This is a genomic window from Vulcanisaeta distributa JCM 11217 (genome assembly GCF_001316005.1).
Taxonomy (GTDB): domain Archaea; phylum Thermoproteota; class Thermoprotei; order Thermoproteales; family Thermocladiaceae; genus Vulcanisaeta; species Vulcanisaeta distributa_B.
Window position 1 is genome coordinate 152,714 of the sequence record NZ_BBBJ01000002.1, and the last position, 24,072, is coordinate 176,785.

The window sequence follows — 24,072 nt, forward strand, 5'->3', positions numbered from 1 at the left end:
TTAGTATTGGTTAAGACTCCTGCTTCGATGGTGAGAAGTGTAGTAGGTCATCGTCCATCGTGATTGTTCCCTTCTTTCTCAGCGACCATAGTATGTCTACTATGTATGGTCTCACCATTGCCTCTAAGTCATCGCTTAAGTTTACGCCCCCCCTTTTCCTGAGCTCTTCAATTACTGAGTTAACGAAGCTTAAGGTCTCGGTCTTACCCTTAATACTACTTAATTTGTTCATTGTTACCTCCTCAATAAGCTTCCTTAGGTCCTCTGGTATGTTTATGCTCATTTAATGTTCACCCAGGTAAACTTCATGCAGACCTTATTTAAGGGGCACTCGCTGCACTTAAGTCTTGAGCAGTATTCATGGCCTATCCTGAACGCGCCCCCCCTCTCATAGGTTATTGGGTCGTTGCTCAACCTACCTACTGCCCTAACGAGCCCCCCCTTAACCTCATCTACCTTTATCGTAACCCCCCCACCATCCTTATTAACCAATATCTTATTTAGTATCTTCATTGCATGGTCATTGTTCAAGGCCAGAAACGCGCCGCTCCTTATCGTGACCATGGTACTATAGACATCCGCAATCATTGTATAGCGCCTATGCCCACCCCCCCTCGAAATTATGCCGAGCGCCACTGGCAGGTTGGTTTCATGCGATACCCACCTGATGAACGTCCTAATTGCCCTCTTCCTCCTCTCATTGGCCCTCGGTGGATAGAACATTGTTAGTGCCTTTTCAAAATCGTTCATATCGCGAAACTTGGGTATCCACCTAAGCAGTGTTGTTCCGTAGGCCTTTGTCAACTTCCTTAAGCCATAAACGAAGCCATGAACCGCATTACTCACTTCCTGAATGTCCTCACCCTTAATACCCTCACCCTCATAATCATTTAACAACTTCATACTTACATCATTAATCAATGAGTATTCAGGTCTTGAGATTAAGTGACTTATCATGTCATAATTTCTACGTATAACCCTATATATCACTTCATTTCTCAGGTTTCGAAATCCCATGAATAATACCGTGGTCAATAGCAAGTACCTCAGGAGTTCCTCTGTCTTGGGCACATTCATGTATAATTGAATGAGGGAGTTAACGTCAATCCTACCCTTACTCCTCGTTGTTTCCTGAATATATAATTCACGTACTCTCTGATATGGAACCATTAATTCATCAGGTAAATTCTCAAATACCGCCTCCTTTACCGATGACCCATATTCACTAATACTCCTTATTATATCCTCGTATCGATCCTTCCTTCGCAAATCAATTTCGAGAGAACTCATTGTCATTTACGTGAAGGCACTAAAATATAAATCTTGGCATTGCATGCGTTATTGACGAATTAGAGAGTCATATTGAATAAGGGGGGGTAAATACAAAGGCTAATCTGTATGGACCTGGGATTAAAGGGTAAGGTCGCGCTCGTGACGGCCTCAAGTAGGGGGGGTATTGGGCTTGGTATAGCCAGGGTACTTGCCCAGGAGGGCGTCAAGGTCATCATTAGTGCTAGGCGCGAGGATGAGCTCGCCAGGGCTAGGGAGACCATCATTAAGGAGAGCGGTGCTGAGGTGCTAGCCGTCAGGGCTGACTTAACGGTTAAGGATGACGTAGATAGCTCGTCAAGGAGGCAATGAGTACCTTTGGTAACATAGACATTTTGGTCTTCAATGCAGGACCGCCAAAGCCAGGCACGTTCTCACAGTTAAATGAGGATGATTGGGAGTACGCAACGAGACTATTACTCCTAAGCGCCGTGTGGCTCACGAAGCGTGTCGTTAATAACATGGTCAGCAGGAGCTGGGGTAGGTTGATTTACGTAACATCGCTAACCCTTAGGCAACCAATACCGAACCTAGTGCTCTCGAACACAGTCAGGCTTAGCCTAGCTGGTTTGGTTAAGTCATTGGCCGTTGAGTATGGGCCGTATGGAATAACGGCTAATGGGATAATGCAGGGCTACATAATGACGGAGAGAATAAATCAATTGGCACAGGAGGAGGCTAGGGCCAGGGGTATTAGCGTTGATGAGGTTATTAAGGCGTGGAGTAAGGAGATACCGGTTGGCAGGTACGGGAAACCCGAGGAGATAGGTTACCTAGTGGCATTCCTAGCGAGTGATAAGGCGGCGTATATAAATGGATCGATGATACTAATTGACGGTGGTTATGTGAGGTGTGTATTTTAATTCACTGGTATTGAACGCTTTTTAAATCACGCCTAAATCACACTAGTAATACACAGGCACCTCCTCCTTTGGAGGCTTCATGTATGCCTCAAGGTTCTTATCAATTAGAAATGCATACTTACTCGCATGCTCGGCTAACTTATCCGTTGGTATTTCAAAACCAACAATTTTACTTAAGGCCCTTATTAGTTTAAGGGCTGCGGTTACGTCAGGTCCATACTTACCAATGGTTTGGTTTAGGATTACGAGCACGTCCTTATGACTTGATAACTTCCCGCTCTCAATCAACCTATTTATTGCGGTCAATACCTTTGATTCGGCCAGTAGTAATACGCCGTTTATGTTTCGAGAAAGCACCGAATCAAGAAATACGGCCTCGATACCCGTTATTGTAGCCTCATGAAGCGGTATTAAGCCCAGTTGCTTATACTCATCGACATGCCCCTCCTCACTCACGAAGTATACATTATCACTTTCCTGCTCACCGAGGAGTGACGTCGATGTTAAACACACGACCCTACTCACGGCATTATCCTCAGCCCAATCCAGTATTTTATCCACAAACTGCCTATAGAGCGTCGGTGGAATCGGCACATGCTGTCTAATCACCACAATTGCGTGCTCCTTATCGAAGAATAACCTATAGGGTAACTTAGCCGCGCCGTCGATGACCGTAACGATAGGTATATGGCCCCTTGGCTTTATTGAACCAATCTCCTCCATCTTGAGGGTCTCCACGAGATATTCAATGGCCACTATGGATGCTAATGATGGTTCAGGGCACGCCATTATGAGTGTGTTTCGCGGGTCACGTGGAATTGATTTGATCTTAATATCGAATGCCGCGGTTGTGGACATATCATGCCTAACTAATACCTATAATTTTAAATACTTTCTGCGAGTAATGATGGGTCAATGGGCACCTTATCAATCCTAACCTTACTACCCCCCCTCCTCCTTAGTATGTCCTCCACGGCGCTTGTCACGGCAGCTGCGGCCACGCCCACGGGCACCTCACCAATCCCCCCCTTAACACCCATTGGAGTCACTGGGGATGGCGATGGGACAAGGTGAACCTCAATCTCCGGGATATCCATGGCTGTTGGTAGCCCATAATCGCCTAGGCTTAGCGTTAGTAGGTTACCATCTTCATCGTACTTATAGGCCTCATAGAGCGCCAGCGAGATTCCTATTGCGGTACCGCCCATTACCTGCTCCTTAACGAGCTCCTCATCTATTACATTGCCCGGGTCAAGATAAACCACGTGTTTAATGGGCTTAAACCTGCCATCCTCATACCTAACAACAGCAATGTCACAGGCAAATGGGTATGCTATGTACCTACCGATCTTCGCCTCCGCGGTGTATGTGAAGGTGACCTCCTCATCACCAAGCTCGAGAATACTGACCCTCCTACCATCACTAGAGCGGAAGTGCCCCCCCCTCTCATACGTAATGTTACTACCGAGCACCTTAACGGCCTTGTTATACAGCCTAGCCCTCAATTCCTCGACGGCGCCAAGCACGGCGCCTGCCGTGAACACTGCCATGCGGCTACCACCAGGCCCAAAGGCCTCTGGGCTCTCATCACTTGGTAAGTACTCATAGGTGACCCAGTCCATGGGCACATCAAGGAGTTGAGACACGAGCTTAACAGCCGTGTGCTCATTACCCTGGCCCTCACCACCAAACCCAAGACCCACGACTATCTTACCATTCCTAATCCTCAACTTAATGCCCTCAGTACCCTGCGGTGTTGATGGGTCTGTCGATACGGCAATACCAACGCCCGTATTCCCATCCCTTAGGGAGAATAGGTCATTGCGCGACAGGGCGAGCTCGAGAAGTCCCTTTGGATTACCTGAGTCATAATACGCGTAGGGTGCCTCGTACGGGAATGAGTCAATTAAGTTCCTCCTCCTTACCTCCGCCCGATCCATGTTGAGCTCATCGGCTATCGCATCCATGACTCTTTCCAAAGCCCAGGTATGTGGGGGCGTTCCAGCACCTCTAAAGGCACCTGCGGGGGGGTTCTTGTTGGTTGCCACGACCGTGGCGTTATACCTCAGGTTCCTAATCTTGTACGGGCCAGCCAATATGCCCAAGGGTTTAAAGGCCTGCCCACTACTCCTACTTGCGCCCGCATCCTCCCAAATACTGATGTCCAGTCCCTTGATAACGCCATCACCGTCAAAGTAAGCCTTAATCCTAAACCTCCTCTCAGGTCCACTTGAGTTAGATGCCATTAGGTGCTCGGTTCTCGTCTCAACCCACTTAATCGGTGTCTTGAATTTATAGGCGGCGTATGCAAGGATTATTAAGTACCTGATTAGGGAGATCTTAGAGCCGAAGCTACCCCCCCATGCCTCACTGGGACATGCTTAATGGGTATACCCAGCGACCTCTCTATCTCGGCGATTATTGATTTACCTCCCTGCAGGTTGGAAATTATTGTGACCCCATTACCCTCCGGATATACTATGGCCGCGAAGGTCTCTAGGGGGGGGTTCCCAGAACTCCTTGACCAATAAAGGTTAAGCTCTAATTCCCTTGGCCCACTGGGCATTTGGCCGTACTCAATCACCTGCGATTGAACAATATTAGTACCCAACTCCTCAAAGACCAACGACTCGTTTTTCAAGGCGTCATCTATATTACGCACGGGCTTTAGCGGCTCATACTGAACATCAACGAGCTCCGCAAGATCCATGGCCCTGTAAGGGTCATCAGCAATCACTAGGGCACTGGCTCGCCTTGGTAACGGGCCTTATCAACCGCCAGAGGTGATGCCTCGAGACCGGCGCCCTCCCTCTCTATTGAACCCAGGGTTCTCGCTATGAAGTCCTTACCAGTGAGTACGAGGGCCCCCCCCTCGCCAACTGCCTTTGATGCGTCAATGCTTAATATCCTGGCATGCGGGTATGGGCTTCTAATGAATACTCCGAACTTCCCCCCCTTATATGGATAATCGTCCAGGAACCCACCCCTACCAAGTAATGCGTTGAGTACGTCGATTCTCGGCATACTGTCAATGATCGCTCAACGCCCTTTTAAGCGTTTAAGCGGCATTACTTTACGTGATATATGCCTTAATACTTTAAATAATGCAGATTAATGATTAGGCTATGCCCATCGTGAGGGTTGGGAATAAGGTGCCGAGGATTGGCAGGAATGTCTTCATAGCGAGTACTGCCTATGTAATTGGGGGGGACGTGGTTATTGGGGATAACGTGAGTATTTGGCCTCACGCAGTCATCAGGGGGGGTGATGAGGATAGTATTGTAATTGGAGATAACTCAAATATTCAGGACGGCGCTGTGATACATACAGACGCTGGATTCCCAGCAAGGATTGGTCGTGGCGTCACCATCGGACATAGGGCTATTGTGCATGGCGCCACGGTAGAAGATGAGGTAATAATAGGTATGGGCGCCATAGTGCTTAACGGCGCGGTAATTGGCAGTGGTAGTATTGTGGGGGCTGGCGCCGTAGTTACCCAGGGAACCAAGGTACCACCTAATAGTATCGTTGTTGGTGTGCCTGCCAAGGTCATTAGGCAGGCCACGGATGCCGATAGGGAGTACATTAGGAATAATTATCAGGCTTACCTAAGGCTTGCGAGAATGTACATGGATAATGGGGGGGTTAACCTATAACCATGCCATGCATATCATTAATAACTGACGGTATTGACGGCATAGTAGGCCCTATCAGAGTCGCGTATTTACTGGGTGGTTTTCTCGTTAAGGCAGGTTTTAACGTTAATGTGGTGTCTCCGTACGTGAGGGATGATGTGAGGAGGGAATTTGAGTACGCCGGTATTAAGGTGAGGAACCTGGGAATTAAGTCTTTACTTCCTGGTCAGGCTGGTCACTTCTTGATGTGGCTGATAAACGGTATAAAGGGGGGGCTGATTGAGTATGATGATGGCTGTTTATCAATTAATTTATCCTTTGAGCTGCCGATACCATCAACTATCTTCTACGCTCAGGGTTATGTAAGTGATTTACTTAGGGATTTAAGTAAGGAATTCCCCATGCACTATAAGCTGGGTTATTACGTAGCAATGCCGTTAATAGGCATTGCCGACTCCACATATCACAAGGCACTTTCCCTCTCTAATTATGTAATAGCCAATTCAAGATATTCCGCGGAGTCTGTGATGCTGAGGGGGGGCGTGAGGGTTTGGGGGGGTGTGATACACCCACCAATTGATACGGAGTTCTTTAAGCCAGTACCTAATCCTACTCAGGATTATGTATTGACTTACGTGGGTAAGGAAACCCAGTTCAACGTGTTAAGGGCCCTTGCTGATGCAGGCATTAAGATAGTTGCCTTTGGTTCCAAGGTTCCCTGGATACCTCGTTGGTTCACCAAGCATCAAAACATTGATTATAGGGGGGGTAGAGTTAATGATGAGGAGTTAGTTAAGCTCTACGCTAATGCCAAGTTCACGGTATTTCCATTCACACATGAACTTCGGTACGTACCGTCGAGTCCATGGCATGCGGAACACCCGTCCTCACTTATAATAAGCAGGGGGCCTGGGGGAGACAGTGATCAATAATGAGACAGGCTGGCTCGTGAGCGATTCCAGGGAACTTATTAAGTTAGCTGTTAAGTTGTGGATTAGTGATTATGACGAGTCAATGAGGATTAAGGCTAGGGATAGGGCTATGGTCTTTAGCGTCACTAGAATAATTAATGAATGGCTGGTCATAATTAATGGTCTTATTCACGATGAGTTAGAGGATAAAAATAATAAGGAACCAACATACTGAGCTAGGGAATGAGCAATAAACTCACGTTTCATTTTGGAACTGATGGTGTACGCGGAGTAATTGATGAGGAATTTACTGAGTTCCTGGTAGCCGTGCTTGCCGAGTCCACGTTTCGTTATTGGTCACGTAAATATGGATTACATAAAGTCCTCGTTAGTTTTGATGCGAGAAGAAAGTCCAGGGACTTCGCACACATAGTAGCTAGCGTGGCCATAAACCATGGCTTAGATGTCGTGATGGTTAATAAGCCAACCCCAACACCGACCGCGGCTTGGTACGGTTCTCGCTTTGGTTTTGATCTCACGATTCAAATAACCGCGAGCCATAACCCGCCAATGTACAATGGCTTCAAGGTAATAACGAATAAGGGATCACCAGCCAGGAGGAGGATACTGACGAGATAGAGCGGCTCTATAATAATGAGTATGAGGACATTAACAAGTCAGTAAGAACACTTGAGTTAAGGCCAGTACCAACGGTAGATCCAGCCCCCCCCGAATACATCAATTACGTATACGAGAGTGTAACTAAAATGTTTAAGCCGAGGAGTATATTCAGGGTTATTATAGATCCGATCTATGCAACCTCCATTGGCTACACGAGTGAGATTATGAGGAGACTTGGAATGGAGGTTACGGAAATACACAATAACTATGATTCAAGCTTTGGAGGTAGGGACCCAAACCCAGAGCCTCAAAATATCCCTGAGCTCATTCAGGAGGTGACGGCTGGTAAGTACGACATCGGCATATCACATGATGGTGACTCAGATAGGATAGCCCTCGTTGATAAGGTACATGGTTACCTAAGCGCAAACGACATACTACCAATAGTCGTTGAGAGACTGGCATCGGCATCAATGATTAAGAGGGGGGGCATCGTTAGGACAGTATCCACAACCCACATACTCGATAATATAGCCGCTAAGTACGGCTTTAAGGTCGTTGAGGTTCCCGTGGGCGTTAAGTACGTGGCCAGGGCAATACTAAGTGGTGAGGCTGACATGGGTGGTGAGGAGAGTGGTGGACTTGTCTACTCATGGCATATACCTGATAAGGACGGTATATACACGGCATCCCTAATAATAGCCATGGTGTCCGAGTATGGAGGCTTAACGAACTTAATAAGTGATGTTAGGAGTAAGTATGGTAGGGCTTATTTCAAGAGGGTTGACCTAGACATGAGGAACTCGAAGAAGTTCGTAAACGACAATAAGGAGGTACTCCTCAAGATGCTCGGTTCATTAGGTCCAAGCCCAAGGTTCATAACCATTGATGGTGTTAAGGTCGTTTTTAGTGATGGTTCCTGGATCCTAATTAGGGGGGGTAGCGGTACTGAACCTAAGTTGAGGATTTATAGTGAAGCCTTAGTGCGGGTAGGGTTGAGGAGTTGATAAATAATGCAATAGGCATTGTTAATCAATTATTAAGGCAATAAAATCACTAATTCACACCTGCCTAGCCTTAATGGTCTTCTCCCTAAGACTCTGAACGAGCTTCTCATCAGCCCTAGACAACGCCTCAGTTAGTAATTTAGCCGCATTAAGCGCATCGTTGATGTTTAGTAATTCCACAGGGCTATGAACGTACCTAGTGGGTATCGATATTGTGGTTGCGGGTATACCATCTCTTCTAAAGGCTATTCCTAGGGCATCCGTTGTACCGCCAATCAATACCTCCAGTTGATAGGGTATTTTCAATTCCTCCGCAACCGAAACCAAGAAATTAGTCAGCGTTGGGTGGGCAATGAAGACGCTGCCTCTCGAGCCATCCATAACCTTAATCGCGGGTCCCTTACCAATTTTAGTCACGAACTCTCGCTCATTAACGCCAGGCACGTCAGCCGCTATTGTAGTATCAAGGGCTATTGCGAAGTCTGGGTAAACCCTGTCGGCAGCGACCTGAGCACCCCCCCTAAGACCAACCTCCTCCTGAACAGTGGCTACGAAGTACACAGTAACCTCACTATCCTTCAGCTGCTTAGCCGCCCAAAGCATTACGGCGACACCAACCCTATCATCAAATGCCTTACCCGTGACGGCATTCTCATTGAGGACCTCAAAATTCCTATCAAGAACTGCCACGGAACCAACCCTAACGCCTAGTTTCCTGACCTCATCATCACTTGAGGCTCCAATGTCTATGAATAAGTCCTTAAGCTCAGGGGGGCCTCCCTTTCCTTACCCGGCGGCGTCACGTGAGGCGGCCTACTGCCGATTACACCTTGATCTTCCTACCATCGGCGGTCTTAATGACAACCCTCTGGCCGACCAGGGTAACCTCATTCCAGCCACCAATAGCCCTAAATCGTAGGAAACCACTCTTGTCTATGCTATCGATTAATAAACCAATCTCGTCAATGTGAGCTGCAACCATGGCCTTCAAGTCCTTTCTCCTGCCATATTTAACGCCAATTACGTTGCCCCACTTATCAACCATTAAGTCATCGACGTAGGGTTCCAACTCCTTAATGACTAAATCCCTAACCTCATCCTCAAAGCCGGAGGGCCCAAAGGCCTCGCTTAATCTCCTGAGTAGGTCTATGAACTCCTGAGACGCATCATAATTAGAATTTGGGTCCTCAATTTAAAGGATAATCCACTAATTTAGTGTTCGCCTTAAATACTACTCGCCAACCGTGAGTACGCACTTAAAAGCTCAAGTCCAGCCTTGATTCCCATCTCAATGCCAGGTATGTTCAACTCTCTTAAGAACCTACCCACCCTATCCTCCTGCCCAATGCCTATTAACGGTATTGAGTACGTAATTACCCTAGACAACACGCCGGGATCGCCGTAAGCATCTATGAAACGCTTATAATTATTCATAAACCACCCCAGGTTAAGGTCGCGCACATACGGATTCCTAGAACCAACTGTGAAGAACTGAAGATCCTGCCTCTTAACCTCGCCAGATATTAGGAAGTCCAGGGACCTCTGATACTCATCCCTATTGGTTATACTTAGCATGGCGGCCAAGACCTTACTCTTATCCTCATCGGTCACTAACGACCTATAGAGCTCCCTAAGGGTTTCAAATGGTTTATCACCAACAACGGCATAGGCGTTAACAACCGCCTGCCTCATGACGGGATTTAAGCCCTGATAATCCTTAATTAAACCAGCTATTGACCTTGCGTAATCCTCATCCACCAATGCACGGCGGGAAAGCACTAACTCCCTAACATCATCCATGCCAGAGACACCCTCAAGTAAGGTGCTCTGAGTCCTCAGGTACTCCGTGAATACCTCCTTAACGGCGGATGGCTTTATCGAGTATAGGGTACCCAGTTGGGATATTACCGTAGTCGTCAATAGGTAATTAACTATGTCACTAACGGACTTAACCAAGCCCAGGTACTCATTTAGTCCAATAGAGCCCTGGAGCAGGTGGGCATAGGCATCATTTATCACACTCCACCTTTCAAGGTGATTAGACGCATTACTCAATGCCCTAGACCAATCACTATACCTAACCCTGTAGTAGCCACTACCATTAACATTGAGGAACAGGGACTCTGATGAACCGCTAAACATTAGCGTATCGCGCTCCATGAGTACGGTATTCACAGCGCCATTAAACCTATAGACAATGGGTATGGGCCAGGTATCGGCAATATTACCACTAAGTACAAACCTCGACTGCCTAAGTGTAACGCCCTTACCGGACTCTTCAACGACTATGACTGGGTGCCCCCCCGGCTTATCAACCCAGGCCTTCATGACCTTCATCACAGGCTTACCACTAACCTCCTCAATACTACTCCATAGGTCATCCTCGGTGGCGTTTGAGTACGCATATTTCCTAAGGTAGTTACCCAAGCCCCCCCTCCTGAAGTCCTCCTCACCAACGTAGTTCTCAAGCATCCTAAGGAGTGAGGCGCCCTTACCATAGCTAATGTCATCAAATATCTCGAAGGCTTCCTCCTCACTACTTATGGGTACGTGAACGGGGGGGTGCGTACTCATTAGTGAGTCCCTGAGCATGGAGCCCGTAGTCTCATCAGCCAGGAACCTATACCAAACACCCCACTCTGGGAAGAGCTTGTCCATTGCCTTATAACTCATGAATGTGGCGAAGGACTCATTAAGCCAAAGGTCATCCCACCAACGCATCGTGACCAAGTTACCAAACCACTGATGAGCAATCTCATGGGCAACAACCTCCGCAACCCTCCTCCTAGTCAACTCAGTACTGCCCCTACCCACCAGTAGTGCAGTCTCCCTAAACGTTATTGCGCCCCCCCAATTCTCCATAGCACCAGCCGCGAACTCAGGAACATGGATCAGGTGAAGCTTGGGTAGTGGGTATGGTATTCCAAAGTAACTACTGTAGAATTCAAGCACGCCCTTGGCGACATCAAGTGCAAACCTGCCATCCTTAACCCTATCCCTAATCGGCGTGGCGAAGATCACGTCAACACCGCCAACCCTATCCCTAGACTCAAAGAACCTGCCAATGCCCAGGTAGAGCAGGTATGTGGACATCCTAGGGGGGGTCTCAGCAAACTCAAAGACCTTCCAGGGACCATCCCAATAAACCCTGACCGGCGGCGTGTTGAATATTACGTCGTAATCACCATCGACAGAGACCCTAAACCTAAACCTAGCCTTGGCGGCTGGGTGATCAACGCAGGGTATGAAGTACCTGGCACCCGTGGGCTCGAACTGCGTCGTTATCATGTAGCCACCCCCCCATACGGAGCCCTGTAAATACCCAACAACCTATCACTAACCCTACCCTCAAACACAACCCTAACAACACCATTAATGGGGCCCCCCCGAACTCTCAAAACCCTACCGTCGTAGGAATAATCAACGGGCCTACCATCAACCTCGACGTTTTTTACCTTAAAATCAACGGCATTAAGCACCAAGTCGCCCGCGGAATTAGCATGAACATCCACAACACCCTCATAACTCAAATCCCCCCCAAACCTAAACCTAAGATCAACCACGTACAACTCAATACTAACATTAAACGACACATGGAAACAAAATGCACGCATTATTAAGCATTAAGTGTATGACGTTCTTAATCACATCCTCGTGAACCTCGCAACATCTCTACGGCATTACTACCTTCCGCATCAAATACATCACTATTAATTACTTACTTACCAGGGCCAACAAAATATGTTATAAACAATGCACCACCACAGTGGTTCCTGCGGAAATAGCTCCACTGTTATATTCCCAGCATTAGTATGAAGTACGACATAACCATAGGGTATTTGAGCTATGTCCGTTGGGAAACGGTAGTTCTGCGTACAAACAACATTTTTCGTAGGTGTCGTTGGGAGATTTATTATACGTAGATCCATCGCCCTTATCACCTTTGGGGGGGTAGTTAAATTACACGAGACCAACTCAGTACCACTATAAGAGTAAACTGAATATCCATTCACGTCTATAATGCTTGATGATGGATTCACAAATTCAAGCGATAAGTAGGTTGTATTTAATAAATACACGGCGAAACCGAATTTGCTTAAGGACGTTGTCTCGGTAACGTTGGTAATCACCTTATTAATTGTGATGCTATAATTAATCAGGTCACTAATACGTAACGTAATACTAACCCTTTTATTCAGGAGTACATTTACGGAATTAATAAAGCAATTAATGCATCCCAAATACGTTGGTGTAAGCCCCACATACCAAATCACATTCTGCGTAGCATTTATGACCGCTATTGCCAATGGTACTTGCACGGTCTCATGAGGAGGTACTAACACCTTAAACGCCTTAACCGTGAATACCGGCGACTTAATGAATAATACCGTTATATTCAACGGGTCATCCGTCAGATTCGTTATGACCAGGTAAAGGGCAAAGGTATCATTCCTTGACGGGTACGAGTAAAGCTCAAAATGAATTATATTCGCATAAGGCTGTCTCAATTCATTAATTACATGCATATACTCATTAAACACCACATTCAAGTAAATACCAAGAACCACCATGGCGATAACGAGAACTACAATAATATAAAGATACGCATTAGACACACCACTAAGTAATCTATTGCCCCTTTAAACCCATCGCCATTATAACCCTAAACCCACAACACCAGACATAAAGCCAAGCAACAAACAATTTGGTGCCGGGGGGCGGGATTTGAACCCGGGCCCTTGCGGGGGGGACGGACTATCTGCCTACGGTAGCAGGCCCGCGCCTTGGACCTGGCTCGGCCACCCCGGCGTTTTCTTGGTTGGTTTTGTTTGTTTTAAGTTTTTTGTGTTGTGGGTTTCGTGGCTTCTTTTCTGGAATAAAATTTTAATAATGTCTTATGTCTTGCTTCGTTGATGGTTAACAGGGGGGGTGTTGTCAGGGCCTTGGTAATGGCAATGCTGGTGCTTAGTCTCGCGGCTTTAATAGTTCATGCCCAGGCCACTGACCAGGCACAAGTTGAGGCAGCTAGGTACTTAGGCGCCGGCATTGGTTTTGGTCTTGCAGCCCTTGGCGCCGGTATTGGTATAGGGCTGACTGGCGCTGCCTCAGTCAGCGCTATGATTGAGAGGAGGGAGTTATTCGCGATGTACCTGCTATTCGTTGCTTGGCAGAGGCTATAGCGATCTACGGCTTCGTAGTATTCTTCCTACTGATTTAAGGCCATAAACCACTTAAAAATAAAATAAAATAAAACAAAACTTAATTATTAATAATTAAGGAAGTCCATTCATGAGGAAATTAATCTCCTAACAAGTAACGAGTAAAACCTACTCGTCAACTCCAGGGACTTCACGCTCACGTACTCATTAGGCCCATGCTCATTGCCGCCTATAGGTCCGAAGTCTATTGTCTCAATACCGAGTGGCGAGAAGTACCTGGCATCGCTTGCGCCTGCCATCTCCATGACCCTAGCCTCAAGACCAAGCTCATTAAGTACCTCGCTGGCTAATTTAACGAGCCTTGAATCACGCGGAGTGTATAAGTAACCCCCCCCACCACCCTCACCCTCAACCCTAACCTCAATTCCCTGGAAATCCTCCCTCAACGCCTCATTCATCGCCTCCTCAATGGCCTTCGCATCATCTGTCATAGCCCTGACATTAACCACGAACTCATGGTAATCACCGACAACCCTATACACGTTTGGTGTTGCTGTGATGCCATAAACGCTCTGAGCCTTAACCCTGGGCACAAACCTAGTCAACGGAAATAAGGCCATAATAAGCCTCGTGAGCCCCCCCACATCAACCTCCTGCTGCGGGCAATCACTGCAGGGCTTAACCACGTCAGCCTCAACCCAGGTGGGCGTGACATTACTCTTGACAAAGCCACCCCTAAGGCTAATTACGTACGCGTCGTTGAGCCATAAGTATTGGGAGAGGGCAATGACTGGGTGCGTATCCACGCCGTGTATGAAGTAAGCAGCGTGGTATGGAGGCGTGACCTTATAATCAAGTTGAAACCTAATGGTCTCCCTACGCCCATTGACCACCGCCTTCTCAACCCTAGACCTGACCTTGGCGTTAAATACTGCCCTCCTCCTGTTTATGATGACCATCGAGTGCCCATCAGCATTAATAACGTAGCTAGGCCTAAGACCATTACTTAATAAGTAATCCCTAACTACCCTAGCCCCCCCATTCTCACCACCAACCTCCTCATCCGTGGTGAACGCAGCAATAACCGTACCCCCCCTATCAATACTCACTAAGTCCTCGAGCGCCCTGAGCACGGCAGCTACATTACCCTTATCATCAAGTGCACCACGTCCATAGGCAAGGTCGCCCTCAATCGTTAACTTAAGCGGATCGTACTTCCACTCACTACGTATGAACGGAACAACATCGAGGTGCGCCAGAAGAAGTACGCGGGGCTCGCCAGAACCAACTACACCAACCACGCTCCTATACCCATGACTAACGAGAACCCTCGTCTTAATGCCAAGCCCATTCAACACGCCCTCGACGAAATCAACAATGCTGGGGGGGTCGGGCATTTTACCATTGTCTGGGTCATTCACTGTGTTAAATTCTACGAGGACTTCGAGCAGTTTAAGTGGGTCCATGGATCACTGACCACCCTGCACCTGGATCCCTAGGCTTTCCAGGGTGTTCTTCAGCATGTTCTTTATTTCGTTGATGTCCACGGGGGGGACTATCGTGCCCTTAGCCGTGGTGAAGTAGTACCAATTCATTGAGTGTGACACCCCCTTCATCCTCTTAATCCTCATCCTCCTGACCGGTATGCCTAGATTCGCCATGTTCTCATCAAACTCCATCTCAATTACACCATCAAACACATACTCAATACTATTGAGTAGGTTGTCTATGTCCTCCGTTGTTACGTGGGCAACTATGAACGTTATCATGTTGTAAAGCCTCGATAAAGACTTAAACTGCTTAAGCATGGCGATTAAGCCCCTCGGATCAATGTTAATCAGTAGGTCATTGATTGAGTCGATTATTAAGCCACGGGCACTCCTTGAGTACACAGCCTGGCCAACCTTACTAATTAATTGCCCAGGATCAAGCTCGGTGATCACATCGATAACGTTCGGAGCCCTAGCCCTACGCTGATCACTGAGTGTGAAGCCATCAATTATGAAGAGCCTATTACTAAACTCCTTCAAGTCACTGACCACGGAATCCGGGTTATCATCAAAGGACACGTAAATAAGTGGGTAATTACTCATTATACTCCGGGCAAGCAACTTAACGAGAAGTGTCTTACCCATGCCAAGGTCTCCACGTATGAGAATGAGGTAACCGAAGGGGAAGCCCGTGGGTAATAAATCCTCCAAAACCTGGCACTTAAGGAAGTCCATAACAACCAAGGAATAACCGAAACAAAATAATTAAGCATTACCCAACCCACCATAAGGAAACCACCATTAACTTTGACAGGAAATTGAAATATTGGTGGGCCCGCCGGGATTCGAACCCGGGACCTCCCGGTTATGAGCCATACGCGGGGCTGCCGCCCCCCCAGGGCGCTCTACCTGGCTAAGCTACGGGCCCTATGGAGACTGGTTTTATGGCAAAATTTAAGCTTTTCGTCTCGGAAATCGCTGAGGTAAAGCCGTGTAACTCACGGCATTTAATTTTTAAACTATTACGAGTAGCCCTAATTTCTCATGATGAATTCCTGATGTGAATTAATTCATTAGTTGTGATTTTAATTCTAAAGCTTCGTCGTTGATTGTGTTTGTAATTTTCAATTCAAAGTCTAGGTTTACGAGTATTTCCCAAAGCCTATCAAGGGCCTCATCACAGGGTATTTTGCCCATCCTCGCCCTGCCAATTATTATTAGGGCCTCGTCAATGGCCTTCGCCGGACTCATAATTGAAAGTCATGGATAAGCATGCGTTTTAAGCTTAATTGTCCTATTCCTGAAAAGATGTTTTCTTTCAACTTGTTATTTTAAATGAACAGTAGTGTTTTTGAGCCTTAACGCAGTTAATTGAGTAGTGATGACTCATTGCAGTACTGATCAGTGAGGAGACTGACCTGCCCTGAAACAAAAATGCGTACTATATACGTTAATTAAGAGATCAGTGTATAGCCGCTCATCAAGCATCAGGCACCTCCTCTCTCTTCACCTAGGCATTAATTAATTAAAGCACTTTTAAGTCCTTATTGAGCTAACGATACGAAGAAGCTCCTTAACAACCCACGCCTTTACAATCACGCTTTCCTCACCCATCGTGACAACCACGTCAACGTAATCACCAACCCTAAACACGTCCTTCGGCTTAACCACGGCATTATTAATTATAATCCTAATATTGGTTAGGGTGCCATGCCTATTCAGCAACTCCCTCAAGGCCTCGCCAACTATTATCGTAGTCAACTCCCTATCAATTAATCGAAGAATGCTAAACCTGGCATTAATAATTACCAACGCGTCCAATGGCTTACTCAGTGAGTGCCAAACCTCATCCACAGCATCAATCACGTACTTATCAACACCCCCCCTAATAACCGACTTAAATGCCAGGTATAGCGCAACGCCTGGACTTAGGTAATTCTTAATGGCGTTATAGACCCTTGAGACGTCGCTAACCTTTAAACCAGGTACCTAGCCAATGCATTAACTCCCTGTCGAAATAGTGGGTTTACCAACGAGTAGGGCCTAAGGACTAGGCTTGGCGATAACGTAACACCCACCACAGCCCTTAATGCCTCTCTTACGTACTTCCTCTCGATCATCGACACCCTCCTCATTAAATACTCCCTAGCTAGAGATACACCATAGAGTGTTGGTAATAGGACATGAGGCGCAGTTGAGATCCTCGGTAAATCCCTAACAGCCCAATACGCAGTCTTGAGCGCATGCCTTGCGTATCTACGCCTAGTCAGTTCATAAACCCTCCTCAATGTGGCGTACCTCCTCACGAGACTCTCACGCTTAGCACTATCCCTAGTGACCATCGATACCACTGGGCTCGCGATCGTAACCAGGTCCTCATAGCCAATGCCAAGCTTAACCTTAACCACATCCATTAACCTAGCCCAATGCCTAATCCTTGGAGCCATGGCGACTATGCCGATGAAGCCCAGGAGAAGCGCTGAGTAATAGGTGGCGCTTATGAATAGGTTTATCAACACGCCTAGGTTAAATGGGTTTAGCCCAACGTTTCTAATAACCATTAATGAGTTGTTAAACCAGGTTATGTACGTGCCACTCCATAATGCGTAGTAATTCAAGCCGTATGGCTCAACACCAATGACCAGTATACTTACGTCGGTACCATTGCACATGCCGTGGCACCTAAACGATGCAGAAAGCCTAATGCTCCTTAGTTCATGGATCACGGACGTATAATTACCGGGGGGGCCACTGCAGTAATTATTTACAGTGCTTAAGATGGCGTTCATAACCTGTGGTGGTGCCGCGAATCCCTGGTACATGGTTAGTGGGTTTACTACCTGCTCAAGGCCCTGGCAGAATGATTCATGGTCGGAGATTACGTTCTTCACCCAGGACTGCGAAACAAGGCCTACGGGCGTACCCTCACTCATGGAGTACGTTACCGAGCAATTGTCGTTGACGGGCCCAACTAATCTTAGCATTACCTGCGAGGCATACGCCATTAAGGTTAGGTTGCTTGGCACGGCGTCGTCACGTTAATGATGGCATACCCATTGTTTAGGTTAATGCCCACATTGCCGTTACCTATCCACGTATAGTTAAACAGCGCAACCAACGAGTCATCATTAAACACGGCAATCATCGGCAACCTGATGATCACGGTGCTGGCGTTAGGGTATATACTTGGCATGATGATTCTATCAATGCTGAATCTAATGAATAGGGACACCACGCAATAAACCCTGTAAAGAATCGGCCCTCTCCTCATCACATAAGCTGGTAACGCAACAACGCCAGCACCATTGGGTAGGCCTATGGTTTCGTTATATGGAAACCCATAACCACCAACGCACAATACGGCCGGTAAAGGCTACCCAGCTCGTCGAGAACCTCGATGCTTGTGAAACCCAACCCATTGGGCGTGGTGAGGGTTTCGTTAAACGTATTTACTAATGGAGGCGGGTGTACCGTATTTATACCGAGAGGTAACGCAACGCCCAGTACTAGGTAGAGTGCGGCGGGTATTACAGCTATGTTCCTAACCCTTGGTATAACGAGGAAGAAGGCCATGTATGGTAGTAAGCGCCTAAGCCCCGCACCAATAATCACGGCATACCTAATAAGCCACAGTGCGGCAACAAGCATTGAGAGCACGTGAACCACGTAATTAATCGTTAGGGTAATTAGGCGCTCAATAACGTCGATAATGATCGCTATTGAGCCAAGACCTGACCCAGTGGCTACGTACATTGCAGCCTCAGCTATGGGTAGGCCCACATCAACGGCCACAGCAAGTAGGGCATCCGCCAAACTCAATGAACCTATCAATCCATTGTAAGCACCCAGTAATTTATTGACTATACCCAATGCGGCACTGATTGAGTAGAGGCGAGTTGGTATTAAATTGAAGAAATTCGTAACCAGGGCGAGGGCTATGGCGTACCAGGCAAGATCCTCAGCATCAACCCTAAACTCCCCCCCGCCCCCCCTAACTACGGCATTCAACGCCCTAACAATCAATGAACCAGCTATTGCGGTTACAACAAGGACTAGACCAAGCATGGAAGGTCACGACAACGCGGACCTAATGGCGTAAATAACCGCAAAGAGTAAGGCATAGAGTATTAGGATTATCGTATCTGCTTGGGCGATATAAACAGCAAGCCTATTGTAGGCGCTAAGTACGTTACCAAGGCCATTTATGCTAAGGCCCACGTTCTCACACCACGTGGTCTCGAAATTCCTCGGATTAACTATGTATGAAATAGCACCATCATTAACCATGGCTGTATAAAAGGGCTGCGAAGCTATTACGGCAGCACCACCAACAACAACCACATAAAGCCCAAGACCCACAGCAATGAGTAGGGAACCAATATTCCTAAGCCTCGATACGGATAGACCAAGGCCAACGGCAATTAGAAGGGAAGATAGACCCGGCACCCACTGGGCCAGGTAGATCATGGGTACCACGTCCTCCGTGGACTCCAGGATCAGGGTGCATTCTCAGTTTGCACGCTCCTAACGTCACACCAAGGGTAAGTCAATGGACAAGTACAGGTGTTCCAAATGAGCCACGCCCTAAACCTAACGGCATTCCATGCGTAATCATAAATAGTCTTATAAACTGTAACGGGATCTATGGTTAGCGAGCCGACGAGCACCTTATTCACTATGGCTATGGCCAACATGACGCCCCCAATTATGGCTAGGTAATTAACAACCTCGTCAATGAAGTCCCAAATCTCGTTTGGCCTACCCATTAGGTATAGGGCCACGGTTATTATGCCCATTATCGCCAGGGCCGCTATGCCTATGTACACCATGTCTGTCGAAACCAGTAGGTTGAGTACCTGGGATACCGTAACCATCCACTGAGCAGCCGACATAAGTAATCAATCTTGGAACCCCCTTAAAAGCAGTAATGCTTTAATGCCCTGTTAAGTAATTATTTATATGTCGAGGGGGGCTTCACGATAGGCGGCATAGTAGTCCTCGCACTATTGATAATCACCGCATCACTAATCATCTACCTAATGGGTGATTACCTATACACGGCATATCAATCATCTACGATGGCGGGCAGGATAAGCGGTAAGGTCATTCAGTTGTCAAGGTCCTGCACCGCCTACCTAGTCAATAACACGCTTTACTTCCCATACGGTGCCTATGTCGAGTACTCAGTACCGAGTGTGGTGAAGCCCGGTTATTACCAATCAATGGATCTATCGGGCATTAATGGTGAGGTGTTGTTATTCCTAAATGGTTGCGTGATTGTCGTTAAGTCCGTGGGTAATGCCACGGGTTATGAGGTGCTTGGTTATGGCGCTGGCTGACCTGGTCCTCGAGGGGGGGCTCACGTTGATACTGGCCATTGCACTTGGCCTGGTGCTAATTGGCGGTTTAACCTACCTAACGATCACCGTGTCGACGGCCAACAACGCGAGGCTCGCCTACACGGGCCTATACATATACCTGCCACAGCCGGTCTACGCGAATGGGACGCTGTACGTACCAATGTACAACATTGGTTATTACAGGGCAGTGATTAAGTACGTATACGTCAGGGGCGTCGATGGCTCGATTCACGAGTATGCACCAAACCTGGTGCTAGGCGTGAATCAGTACTACGTTTACACCCTAAGCCTAAGCTACGAACCAGCCTCAATAACCGTGCTAGTCTCACCAACGGACTACCCAGGCATTATTAAGGAATTCAGCGCCAATGTATCGACGGTGAACTCAATACCATTAATACCTCAGTTGCAATTACAGCCCAGTTCTGGCCTCATAGATGTAGCCGTTAACGACCCATATGGTGCCGGTTGGGAGGTTGCGTGGAACTACGCTGGTCAGTCCTACTCAGTGAGCCAGAGCCAGTCATACACTTGGTTCATAAACCCGCCTTACGTCCCAATCCAAATAAGCTTCACGTCATCAATAACAAGCACGCCGCAAGCTACAACTGCCAGATAATGCCCAGCAGCACCAGCGGAACCTACAGCGCCGGGAGCATAGTCACCTTCAACGTAACATGCACCAAGTACACACCACCCCCCCCACCGCCTCCACCGCCACCTCCGCCAGGCGGTAGCAACTCAATAAGCGTTAGCGTGACTAATGACACACTTGGTGCTTCGTGGCTCGTCTCTTGGCATGATGCGTGGGGGGGCTCTATTAACCCGGGCCAGGAGAGTGGTAGTGGCGATTATAGTTGGTCTGTGAGCGCACCCAGCGGTGATAGGGTCTACTTCCAGGCATCAATAACAAGCAACCCAAGCGGTTACACATGCACAATAAGCCCAACGAGCACCAGCGCCAACCCAGGAGGCTCAGTCACATTCACAGTAAGCTGCACAAGCAATGGCGGCAGCCAACCACCGCCGAGTAACACGGTCTACGGCTGCTACTTTACACTCAGCGTTGGGTCGAGCCCGAGTGGTGCGCCAAGCCCTAGTGCAAGTCCGTATGGCTCTGGCACGTACTTCATTCAGTCTGGTGACTCGCTGTTTACCACCTTGACCGCATCTTCATCCCAGTCCATCAGCCAGGATGAGTGGTGGCAATTCCTCTATTGGTCAAACTCATTTAGTGGGCAGGGCAAACTGTACATAAATGGGAAGCCCTGGTACTACTACAGTAAATACTACGGCTCAACCGAGTACGTAGACTACGACTGCCCAAGCGGATTAACGCAAAACGTGACGGCGACGTTCACAGCAACCGCCGAGTACTCTGAGGACTACGTAAAGCTAAAAGGATACACAAGCGTAAGCCTGAATATATACAAGACGTCGGCCAGCGTGCCCTATCAACTCTCCTGGAACCTAGACCCATACTCAGCATCACAGGCCGACTGGAGCCTAAGCTGGAGCCAGGGAGCAACTCAATACATGGTGAGCGTAACACTGTACACCGCCAACGGTGGGCAATACCCAGCCGGCTTCACGACATACCTACAATGCAGTGTATCGGGCTACCAGCTATCAGTGAGTAGCGTAACCTTCAGCAACGGCCAAGACACACTGAGCCAGTCAGTCTCAGGCACGAGCGGATCAACAACAGCCACAGTAGACATAACATACGTATGCTCAAGTTATATTGCTAAGTGAAATCGATTAATTTTAATGCTTCAATTTTAAATTAATATCACGTAATTTTTAATAATATTTCATTCTATTGCACGGGCCAGGGTAGATTGGTTATGTTTAACGGTGGGTAGCTTGTATTCCAAACCCACGCACCCCCCCAAGTAATTCCCCCCCAACCTGGTGCGCTATAATTGCCAAAGACTACGTAGTAAGTTTCCTCATTTAAAACGTAACCCATTGGCGCTGGTAGTCTTAATGCGATTTGTGGGTTTACTGGGCCTATTATTGTCCAGTTGCATGGTATTGCGAGGGATGGTGCGTGGGTTGCCGAGAAGAACTCTATGATTATTGGGTACGTCCTATTGACAGGCAGTACTATGGTTGTGTAGTTCCTGAGGGGCAGTAACCATGGTAAATAGAGGCTCCAGGTGTCTAAAAGCACCTCAGTGCCGTTGTCTATGCCCCCCCAGTAGTCATGCCAATTATACATCACGGGCCCTACACCCATGAAGTCCCCCCCAATGTATATCATGTTTATCCAGTTGGGCTGTGGCGTGTTGGGTATCGCGGTTATGAACTCCATGCCGCTAAAGTAGGCGGTACCCAGCCCAGGGAACACGGCAAATGTAGTGTATTCAGTGTACAGCTCCTGGCCGTATGGGACTGCCGGGAATTTTCCCCCCCACTCAATTATCGTGCCATTCTGTAGGAATAGGTTCCAGGCCCACTGGGTGGGTATCCAGTAGCCAAGCGTCCAAATAGTGCCGTTCGGGAGGACTAGGCTGTATAGATGGCAAACCCCCCCAGTATCATTGTAGATGGGTACCCCCCCAAAGGAGGCGTTGCTCGGCACATACACATAAACAGTCCTATTCACGTACACAGGCACAGTCTCATTCACATAGACGTACTTAACCACTGTCTGGTTTACGTAAACCGTGTGGTTCACGGGCACGTAAATCGCCTGCACCTGGGTTAAGCCAAGGGACTTATCTATTGCTTGCAGCGGCTTTACGTGTGGGCTGGCTATTATTATTGCTAAAAGGGCTATTGCGACAATTCCTATTATTGTTATTGCCTTGGTTGCCGGTCCTGTGTAGTACCACCAATCGCTTAGTCCCATGATGCATTACTGCTTTCCTGCCTTAATAGCTTTATGGGTCGTTGATCCTGCTGGCTATTTTCCTGGCGAGTTCCGTAACCTTCCTATACTCCTTATTCGCTATGATCCTCCTAATGACCTCGAGATCAACTACCGCGTATTGATGAACAACTATGTTCCTAAAGGTCACTATGGACTTGTAGAGTCTCAGGTCCTCAGGGCTTATCACACCGAGTATGCTTAGCTTCTCGCCGGCGTCCACGTAGCCGCTGACCTCCATACCCATTAGCGTGGCCGCCCTCTGGGCTAGGTCGATTAGTGCCTGGGCCTGCGTCTGTAGTAGGTATATGGCTGAGTAGTACGTCTTAATATCGCTTAATTCATCGGGTGAGTACCTATCGAGTAGTGCCTCCCTCTCCTCTATTATCCTCAATAACCTGCCTATAACGGCCATGGCGGCTCACCGAGGCCGAGCTTCCTCATGCTTATGAAGAAGTCGACGCATGGGTTCTGAAGCCTAAACCTAATGTCTAGGTACTTCCCAATGTCCCTAACGTATATTGGCCTGTGGCGGAATATCTCGATTATTAATTGGCAGGGCAGCCTATGATTAAGCGGTATCAGGTCCACCAGGTCCTCCCTAACACCTAGGAACCTGGCCAGTGATGCCAATAGGTCTGCGTACTCGTTGATGTCATTAAACCAAACCGCGATGTCCCAGTCGCCCTTAATGATCTTCCCACCTGCCCTTGAGCCGAAGAGTATTGCGAATTCTATGTTGAATTCCTGCCAGGGGAATTTGGTTAAGTCCTGCATTCCCCCCCATTGCCAGTTAAATTAAGTGTTATTAAACTGTGGCGT

General features: G+C 47.7%; 30 protein-coding genes, 2 tRNA genes and 2 pseudogenes. 10 read left to right on the top strand and 24 right to left on the bottom strand.

From position 1 onward, the window contains the following. Positions 1-10: 10 nt before the first annotated feature. Positions 11-283, bottom strand: a complete 273-nt coding sequence (locus JCM11217_RS02820; protein WP_054841981.1) for a hypothetical protein — start codon at positions 281-283, stop codon at positions 11-13. After that, positions 280-1,290 (bottom strand): hypothetical protein, encoded by a 1,011-nt coding sequence (locus tag JCM11217_RS02825; protein ID WP_054841982.1) that lies wholly within the window; start codon positions 1,288-1,290, stop codon positions 280-282. The genes JCM11217_RS02820 and JCM11217_RS02825 overlap by 4 nt, the downstream gene beginning before the upstream one ends. 108 nt (positions 1,291-1,398) lie before the next feature. Between JCM11217_RS02825 and JCM11217_RS02830 the strand changes: the two are divergent. Continuing rightward, positions 1,399-2,192: pseudogene (locus tag JCM11217_RS02830) on the top strand (SDR family oxidoreductase). A gap of 42 nt (positions 2,193-2,234) precedes the next feature. Here JCM11217_RS02830 and JCM11217_RS02835 read toward each other — a convergent pair. From JCM11217_RS02835 to JCM11217_RS13205, 4 genes are read right to left on the bottom strand one after another with little or no spacing between them, the layout of a single operon-like run. After that, the gene (locus JCM11217_RS02835; RefSeq protein ID WP_054841983.1) at positions 2,235-3,050 is read right to left on the bottom strand and encodes a PAC2 family protein; all 816 of its coding nucleotides are present in this window, start codon (positions 3,048-3,050) and stop codon (positions 2,235-2,237) included. Between the two features lie 26 nt (positions 3,051-3,076). After that, entirely contained in the window at positions 3,077-4,507 is a 1,431-nt protein-coding gene (locus JCM11217_RS02840) for a xanthine dehydrogenase family protein molybdopterin-binding subunit (RefSeq protein WP_243678228.1), read from the bottom strand. Positions 4,508-4,521: 14 nt separating this feature from the next. Beyond that, entirely contained in the window at positions 4,522-4,929 is a 408-nt protein-coding gene (locus JCM11217_RS13200; protein WP_243678146.1) for a hypothetical protein, read from the bottom strand. Next, positions 4,929-5,216: a hypothetical protein gene (locus tag JCM11217_RS13205; protein ID WP_243678147.1), complete on the bottom strand. Its 288-nt coding sequence runs from the start codon at positions 5,214-5,216 to the stop codon at positions 4,929-4,931. The genes JCM11217_RS13200 and JCM11217_RS13205 overlap by 1 nt, the downstream gene beginning before the upstream one ends. Positions 5,217-5,317: 101 nt before the next feature. Here JCM11217_RS13205 and JCM11217_RS02845 point away from each other — a divergent pair, with 101 nt between their 5' ends. The 5 genes from JCM11217_RS02845 (at position 5,318) to JCM11217_RS13220 (ending at position 8,366) form a co-directional block, all read left to right on the top strand. Continuing rightward, a complete protein-coding gene (locus JCM11217_RS02845) occupies positions 5,318-5,848 on the top strand; it encodes a gamma carbonic anhydrase family protein (protein WP_054841984.1) in 531 nt (176 codons plus the stop codon). Between the two features lie 2 nt (positions 5,849-5,850). After that, positions 5,851-6,759, top strand: a complete 909-nt coding sequence (locus JCM11217_RS02850; protein ID WP_243678148.1) for a glycosyl transferase family 1 — start codon at positions 5,851-5,853, stop codon at positions 6,757-6,759. Continuing rightward, complete coding sequence (locus JCM11217_RS13210; RefSeq protein WP_243678149.1) at positions 6,749-6,973, top strand: hypothetical protein; 225 nt, start codon at positions 6,749-6,751, stop codon at positions 6,971-6,973. Before JCM11217_RS02850 ends, JCM11217_RS13210 begins: the two co-directional genes overlap by 11 nt. A gap of 8 nt (positions 6,974-6,981) precedes the next feature. Continuing rightward, complete coding sequence (locus JCM11217_RS13215) at positions 6,982-7,377, top strand: hypothetical protein (RefSeq protein WP_243678150.1); 396 nt, start codon at positions 6,982-6,984, stop codon at positions 7,375-7,377. Positions 7,378-7,505: 128 nt separating this feature from the next. Further along, positions 7,506-8,366 carry a hypothetical protein gene (locus JCM11217_RS13220; protein ID WP_243678151.1) on the top strand — a complete coding sequence of 287 codons (861 nt, stop codon included), beginning with the start codon at positions 7,506-7,508 and terminating at the stop codon, positions 8,364-8,366. A 54-nt stretch (positions 8,367-8,420) separates the two neighbouring features. Here JCM11217_RS13220 and JCM11217_RS02860 read toward each other — a convergent pair. The 5 genes and pseudogenes from JCM11217_RS02860 to JCM11217_RS13230 all read right to left on the bottom strand — a co-directional run bounded on the left by JCM11217_RS02860 (position 8,421) and on the right by JCM11217_RS13230 (position 13,175). After that, positions 8,421-9,348 (bottom strand): annotated as a pseudogene (locus JCM11217_RS02860) (M20/M25/M40 family metallo-hydrolase). A 242-nt stretch (positions 9,349-9,590) separates the two neighbouring features. Further along, entirely contained in the window at positions 9,591-11,654 is a 2,064-nt protein-coding gene (locus JCM11217_RS02865) for a M1 family aminopeptidase (protein WP_243678152.1), read from the bottom strand. Further along, entirely contained in the window at positions 11,651-11,959 is a 309-nt protein-coding gene (locus tag JCM11217_RS13225; RefSeq protein WP_243678153.1) for a hypothetical protein, read from the bottom strand. The genes JCM11217_RS02865 and JCM11217_RS13225 overlap by 4 nt, the downstream gene beginning before the upstream one ends. A 129-nt stretch (positions 11,960-12,088) precedes the next feature. Then, positions 12,089-12,982 carry a hypothetical protein gene (locus JCM11217_RS02870; RefSeq protein ID WP_054841985.1) on the bottom strand — a complete coding sequence of 298 codons (894 nt, stop codon included), beginning with the start codon at positions 12,980-12,982 and terminating at the stop codon, positions 12,089-12,091. 90 nt (positions 12,983-13,072) lie between these two features. Next, positions 13,073-13,175 (bottom strand) — tRNA-Ser (locus JCM11217_RS13230). Positions 13,176-13,279: 104 nt separating this feature from the next. On the opposite strand from JCM11217_RS13230, the gene JCM11217_RS02875 reads away from it, so the two are divergent. Next, positions 13,280-13,546 carry an ATPase gene (locus JCM11217_RS02875; RefSeq protein WP_243678154.1) on the top strand — a complete coding sequence of 89 codons (267 nt, stop codon included), beginning with the start codon at positions 13,280-13,282 and terminating at the stop codon, positions 13,544-13,546. Between the two features lie 107 nt (positions 13,547-13,653). Here JCM11217_RS02875 and JCM11217_RS02880 read toward each other — a convergent pair whose 3' ends face one another. The 10 genes from JCM11217_RS02880 to JCM11217_RS02925 all read right to left on the bottom strand — a co-directional run bounded on the left by JCM11217_RS02880 (position 13,654) and on the right by JCM11217_RS02925 (position 19,907). After that, positions 13,654-14,991, bottom strand: coding sequence for a M20/M25/M40 family metallo-hydrolase (locus tag JCM11217_RS02880; protein WP_243678155.1), 1,338 nt, complete (start codon positions 14,989-14,991; stop codon positions 13,654-13,656). Between the two features lie 3 nt (positions 14,992-14,994). Beyond that, a complete protein-coding gene (locus JCM11217_RS02885; RefSeq protein WP_243678156.1) occupies positions 14,995-15,750 on the bottom strand; it encodes an RAD55 family ATPase in 756 nt (251 codons plus the stop codon). Between the two features lie 92 nt (positions 15,751-15,842). Continuing rightward, positions 15,843-15,943: transfer RNA gene (locus JCM11217_RS02890), tRNA-Ile, on the bottom strand. A 137-nt stretch (positions 15,944-16,080) separates the two neighbouring features. After that, complete coding sequence (locus JCM11217_RS02895; protein WP_054841987.1) at positions 16,081-16,266, bottom strand: hypothetical protein; 186 nt, start codon at positions 16,264-16,266, stop codon at positions 16,081-16,083. Positions 16,267-16,551: 285 nt separating this feature from the next. Beyond that, positions 16,552-16,881, bottom strand: coding sequence for a hypothetical protein (locus JCM11217_RS02900; protein ID WP_054841988.1), 330 nt, complete (start codon positions 16,879-16,881; stop codon positions 16,552-16,554). Between the two features lie 110 nt (positions 16,882-16,991). Continuing rightward, a complete protein-coding gene (locus tag JCM11217_RS02905) occupies positions 16,992-18,041 on the bottom strand; it encodes a hypothetical protein (RefSeq protein ID WP_054841989.1) in 1,050 nt (349 codons plus the stop codon). Continuing rightward, positions 18,026-18,373, bottom strand: a complete 348-nt coding sequence (locus JCM11217_RS02910) for a hypothetical protein (protein WP_054841990.1) — start codon at positions 18,371-18,373, stop codon at positions 18,026-18,028. The genes JCM11217_RS02905 and JCM11217_RS02910 overlap by 16 nt, the downstream gene beginning before the upstream one ends. Beyond that, positions 18,331-19,080, bottom strand: a complete 750-nt coding sequence (locus JCM11217_RS02915) for a hypothetical protein (protein ID WP_054841991.1) — start codon at positions 19,078-19,080, stop codon at positions 18,331-18,333. The genes JCM11217_RS02910 and JCM11217_RS02915 overlap by 43 nt, the downstream gene beginning before the upstream one ends. Positions 19,081-19,086: 6 nt before the next feature. Then, complete coding sequence (locus tag JCM11217_RS02920; RefSeq protein WP_054841992.1) at positions 19,087-19,491, bottom strand: hypothetical protein; 405 nt, start codon at positions 19,489-19,491, stop codon at positions 19,087-19,089. A 20-nt stretch (positions 19,492-19,511) separates the two neighbouring features. Continuing rightward, positions 19,512-19,907, bottom strand: a complete 396-nt coding sequence (locus JCM11217_RS02925) for a hypothetical protein (protein WP_054841993.1) — start codon at positions 19,905-19,907, stop codon at positions 19,512-19,514. A 114-nt stretch (positions 19,908-20,021) separates the two neighbouring features. Between JCM11217_RS02925 and JCM11217_RS02930 the strand changes: the two genes are divergently transcribed. The 3 genes from JCM11217_RS02930 to JCM11217_RS02940 are packed head-to-tail and all read left to right on the top strand — an operon-like array spanning position 20,022 to position 22,130. Beyond that, positions 20,022-20,354 carry a hypothetical protein gene (locus JCM11217_RS02930; protein ID WP_243678157.1) on the top strand — a complete coding sequence of 111 codons (333 nt, stop codon included), beginning with the start codon at positions 20,022-20,024 and terminating at the stop codon, positions 20,352-20,354. Further along, a complete protein-coding gene (locus tag JCM11217_RS02935) occupies positions 20,326-20,994 on the top strand; it encodes a hypothetical protein (RefSeq protein ID WP_054841995.1) in 669 nt (222 codons plus the stop codon). The genes JCM11217_RS02930 and JCM11217_RS02935 overlap by 29 nt, the downstream gene beginning before the upstream one ends. Further along, positions 20,994-22,130, top strand: coding sequence for a hypothetical protein (locus JCM11217_RS02940; RefSeq protein WP_054841996.1), 1,137 nt, complete (start codon positions 20,994-20,996; stop codon positions 22,128-22,130). Before JCM11217_RS02935 ends, JCM11217_RS02940 begins: the two co-directional genes overlap by 1 nt. Before the next feature lie 64 nt (positions 22,131-22,194). Here JCM11217_RS02940 and JCM11217_RS02945 read toward each other — a convergent pair whose 3' ends face one another. From JCM11217_RS02945 to JCM11217_RS02955, 3 genes are read right to left on the bottom strand one after another with little or no spacing between them, the layout of a single operon-like run. Beyond that, the gene (locus JCM11217_RS02945; RefSeq protein ID WP_054841997.1) at positions 22,195-23,232 is read right to left on the bottom strand and encodes a hypothetical protein; all 1,038 of its coding nucleotides are present in this window, start codon (positions 23,230-23,232) and stop codon (positions 22,195-22,197) included. A 31-nt stretch (positions 23,233-23,263) separates the two neighbouring features. Continuing rightward, entirely contained in the window at positions 23,264-23,665 is a 402-nt protein-coding gene (locus JCM11217_RS02950) for a DUF86 domain-containing protein (protein WP_054841998.1), read from the bottom strand. Then, on the bottom strand, positions 23,653-24,027 hold the full coding sequence (locus JCM11217_RS02955) for a nucleotidyltransferase domain-containing protein (protein ID WP_054841999.1): 375 nt from the start codon (positions 24,025-24,027) through the stop codon (positions 23,653-23,655). The genes JCM11217_RS02950 and JCM11217_RS02955 overlap by 13 nt, the downstream gene beginning before the upstream one ends. Positions 24,028-24,072 lie beyond the last annotated feature (45 nt).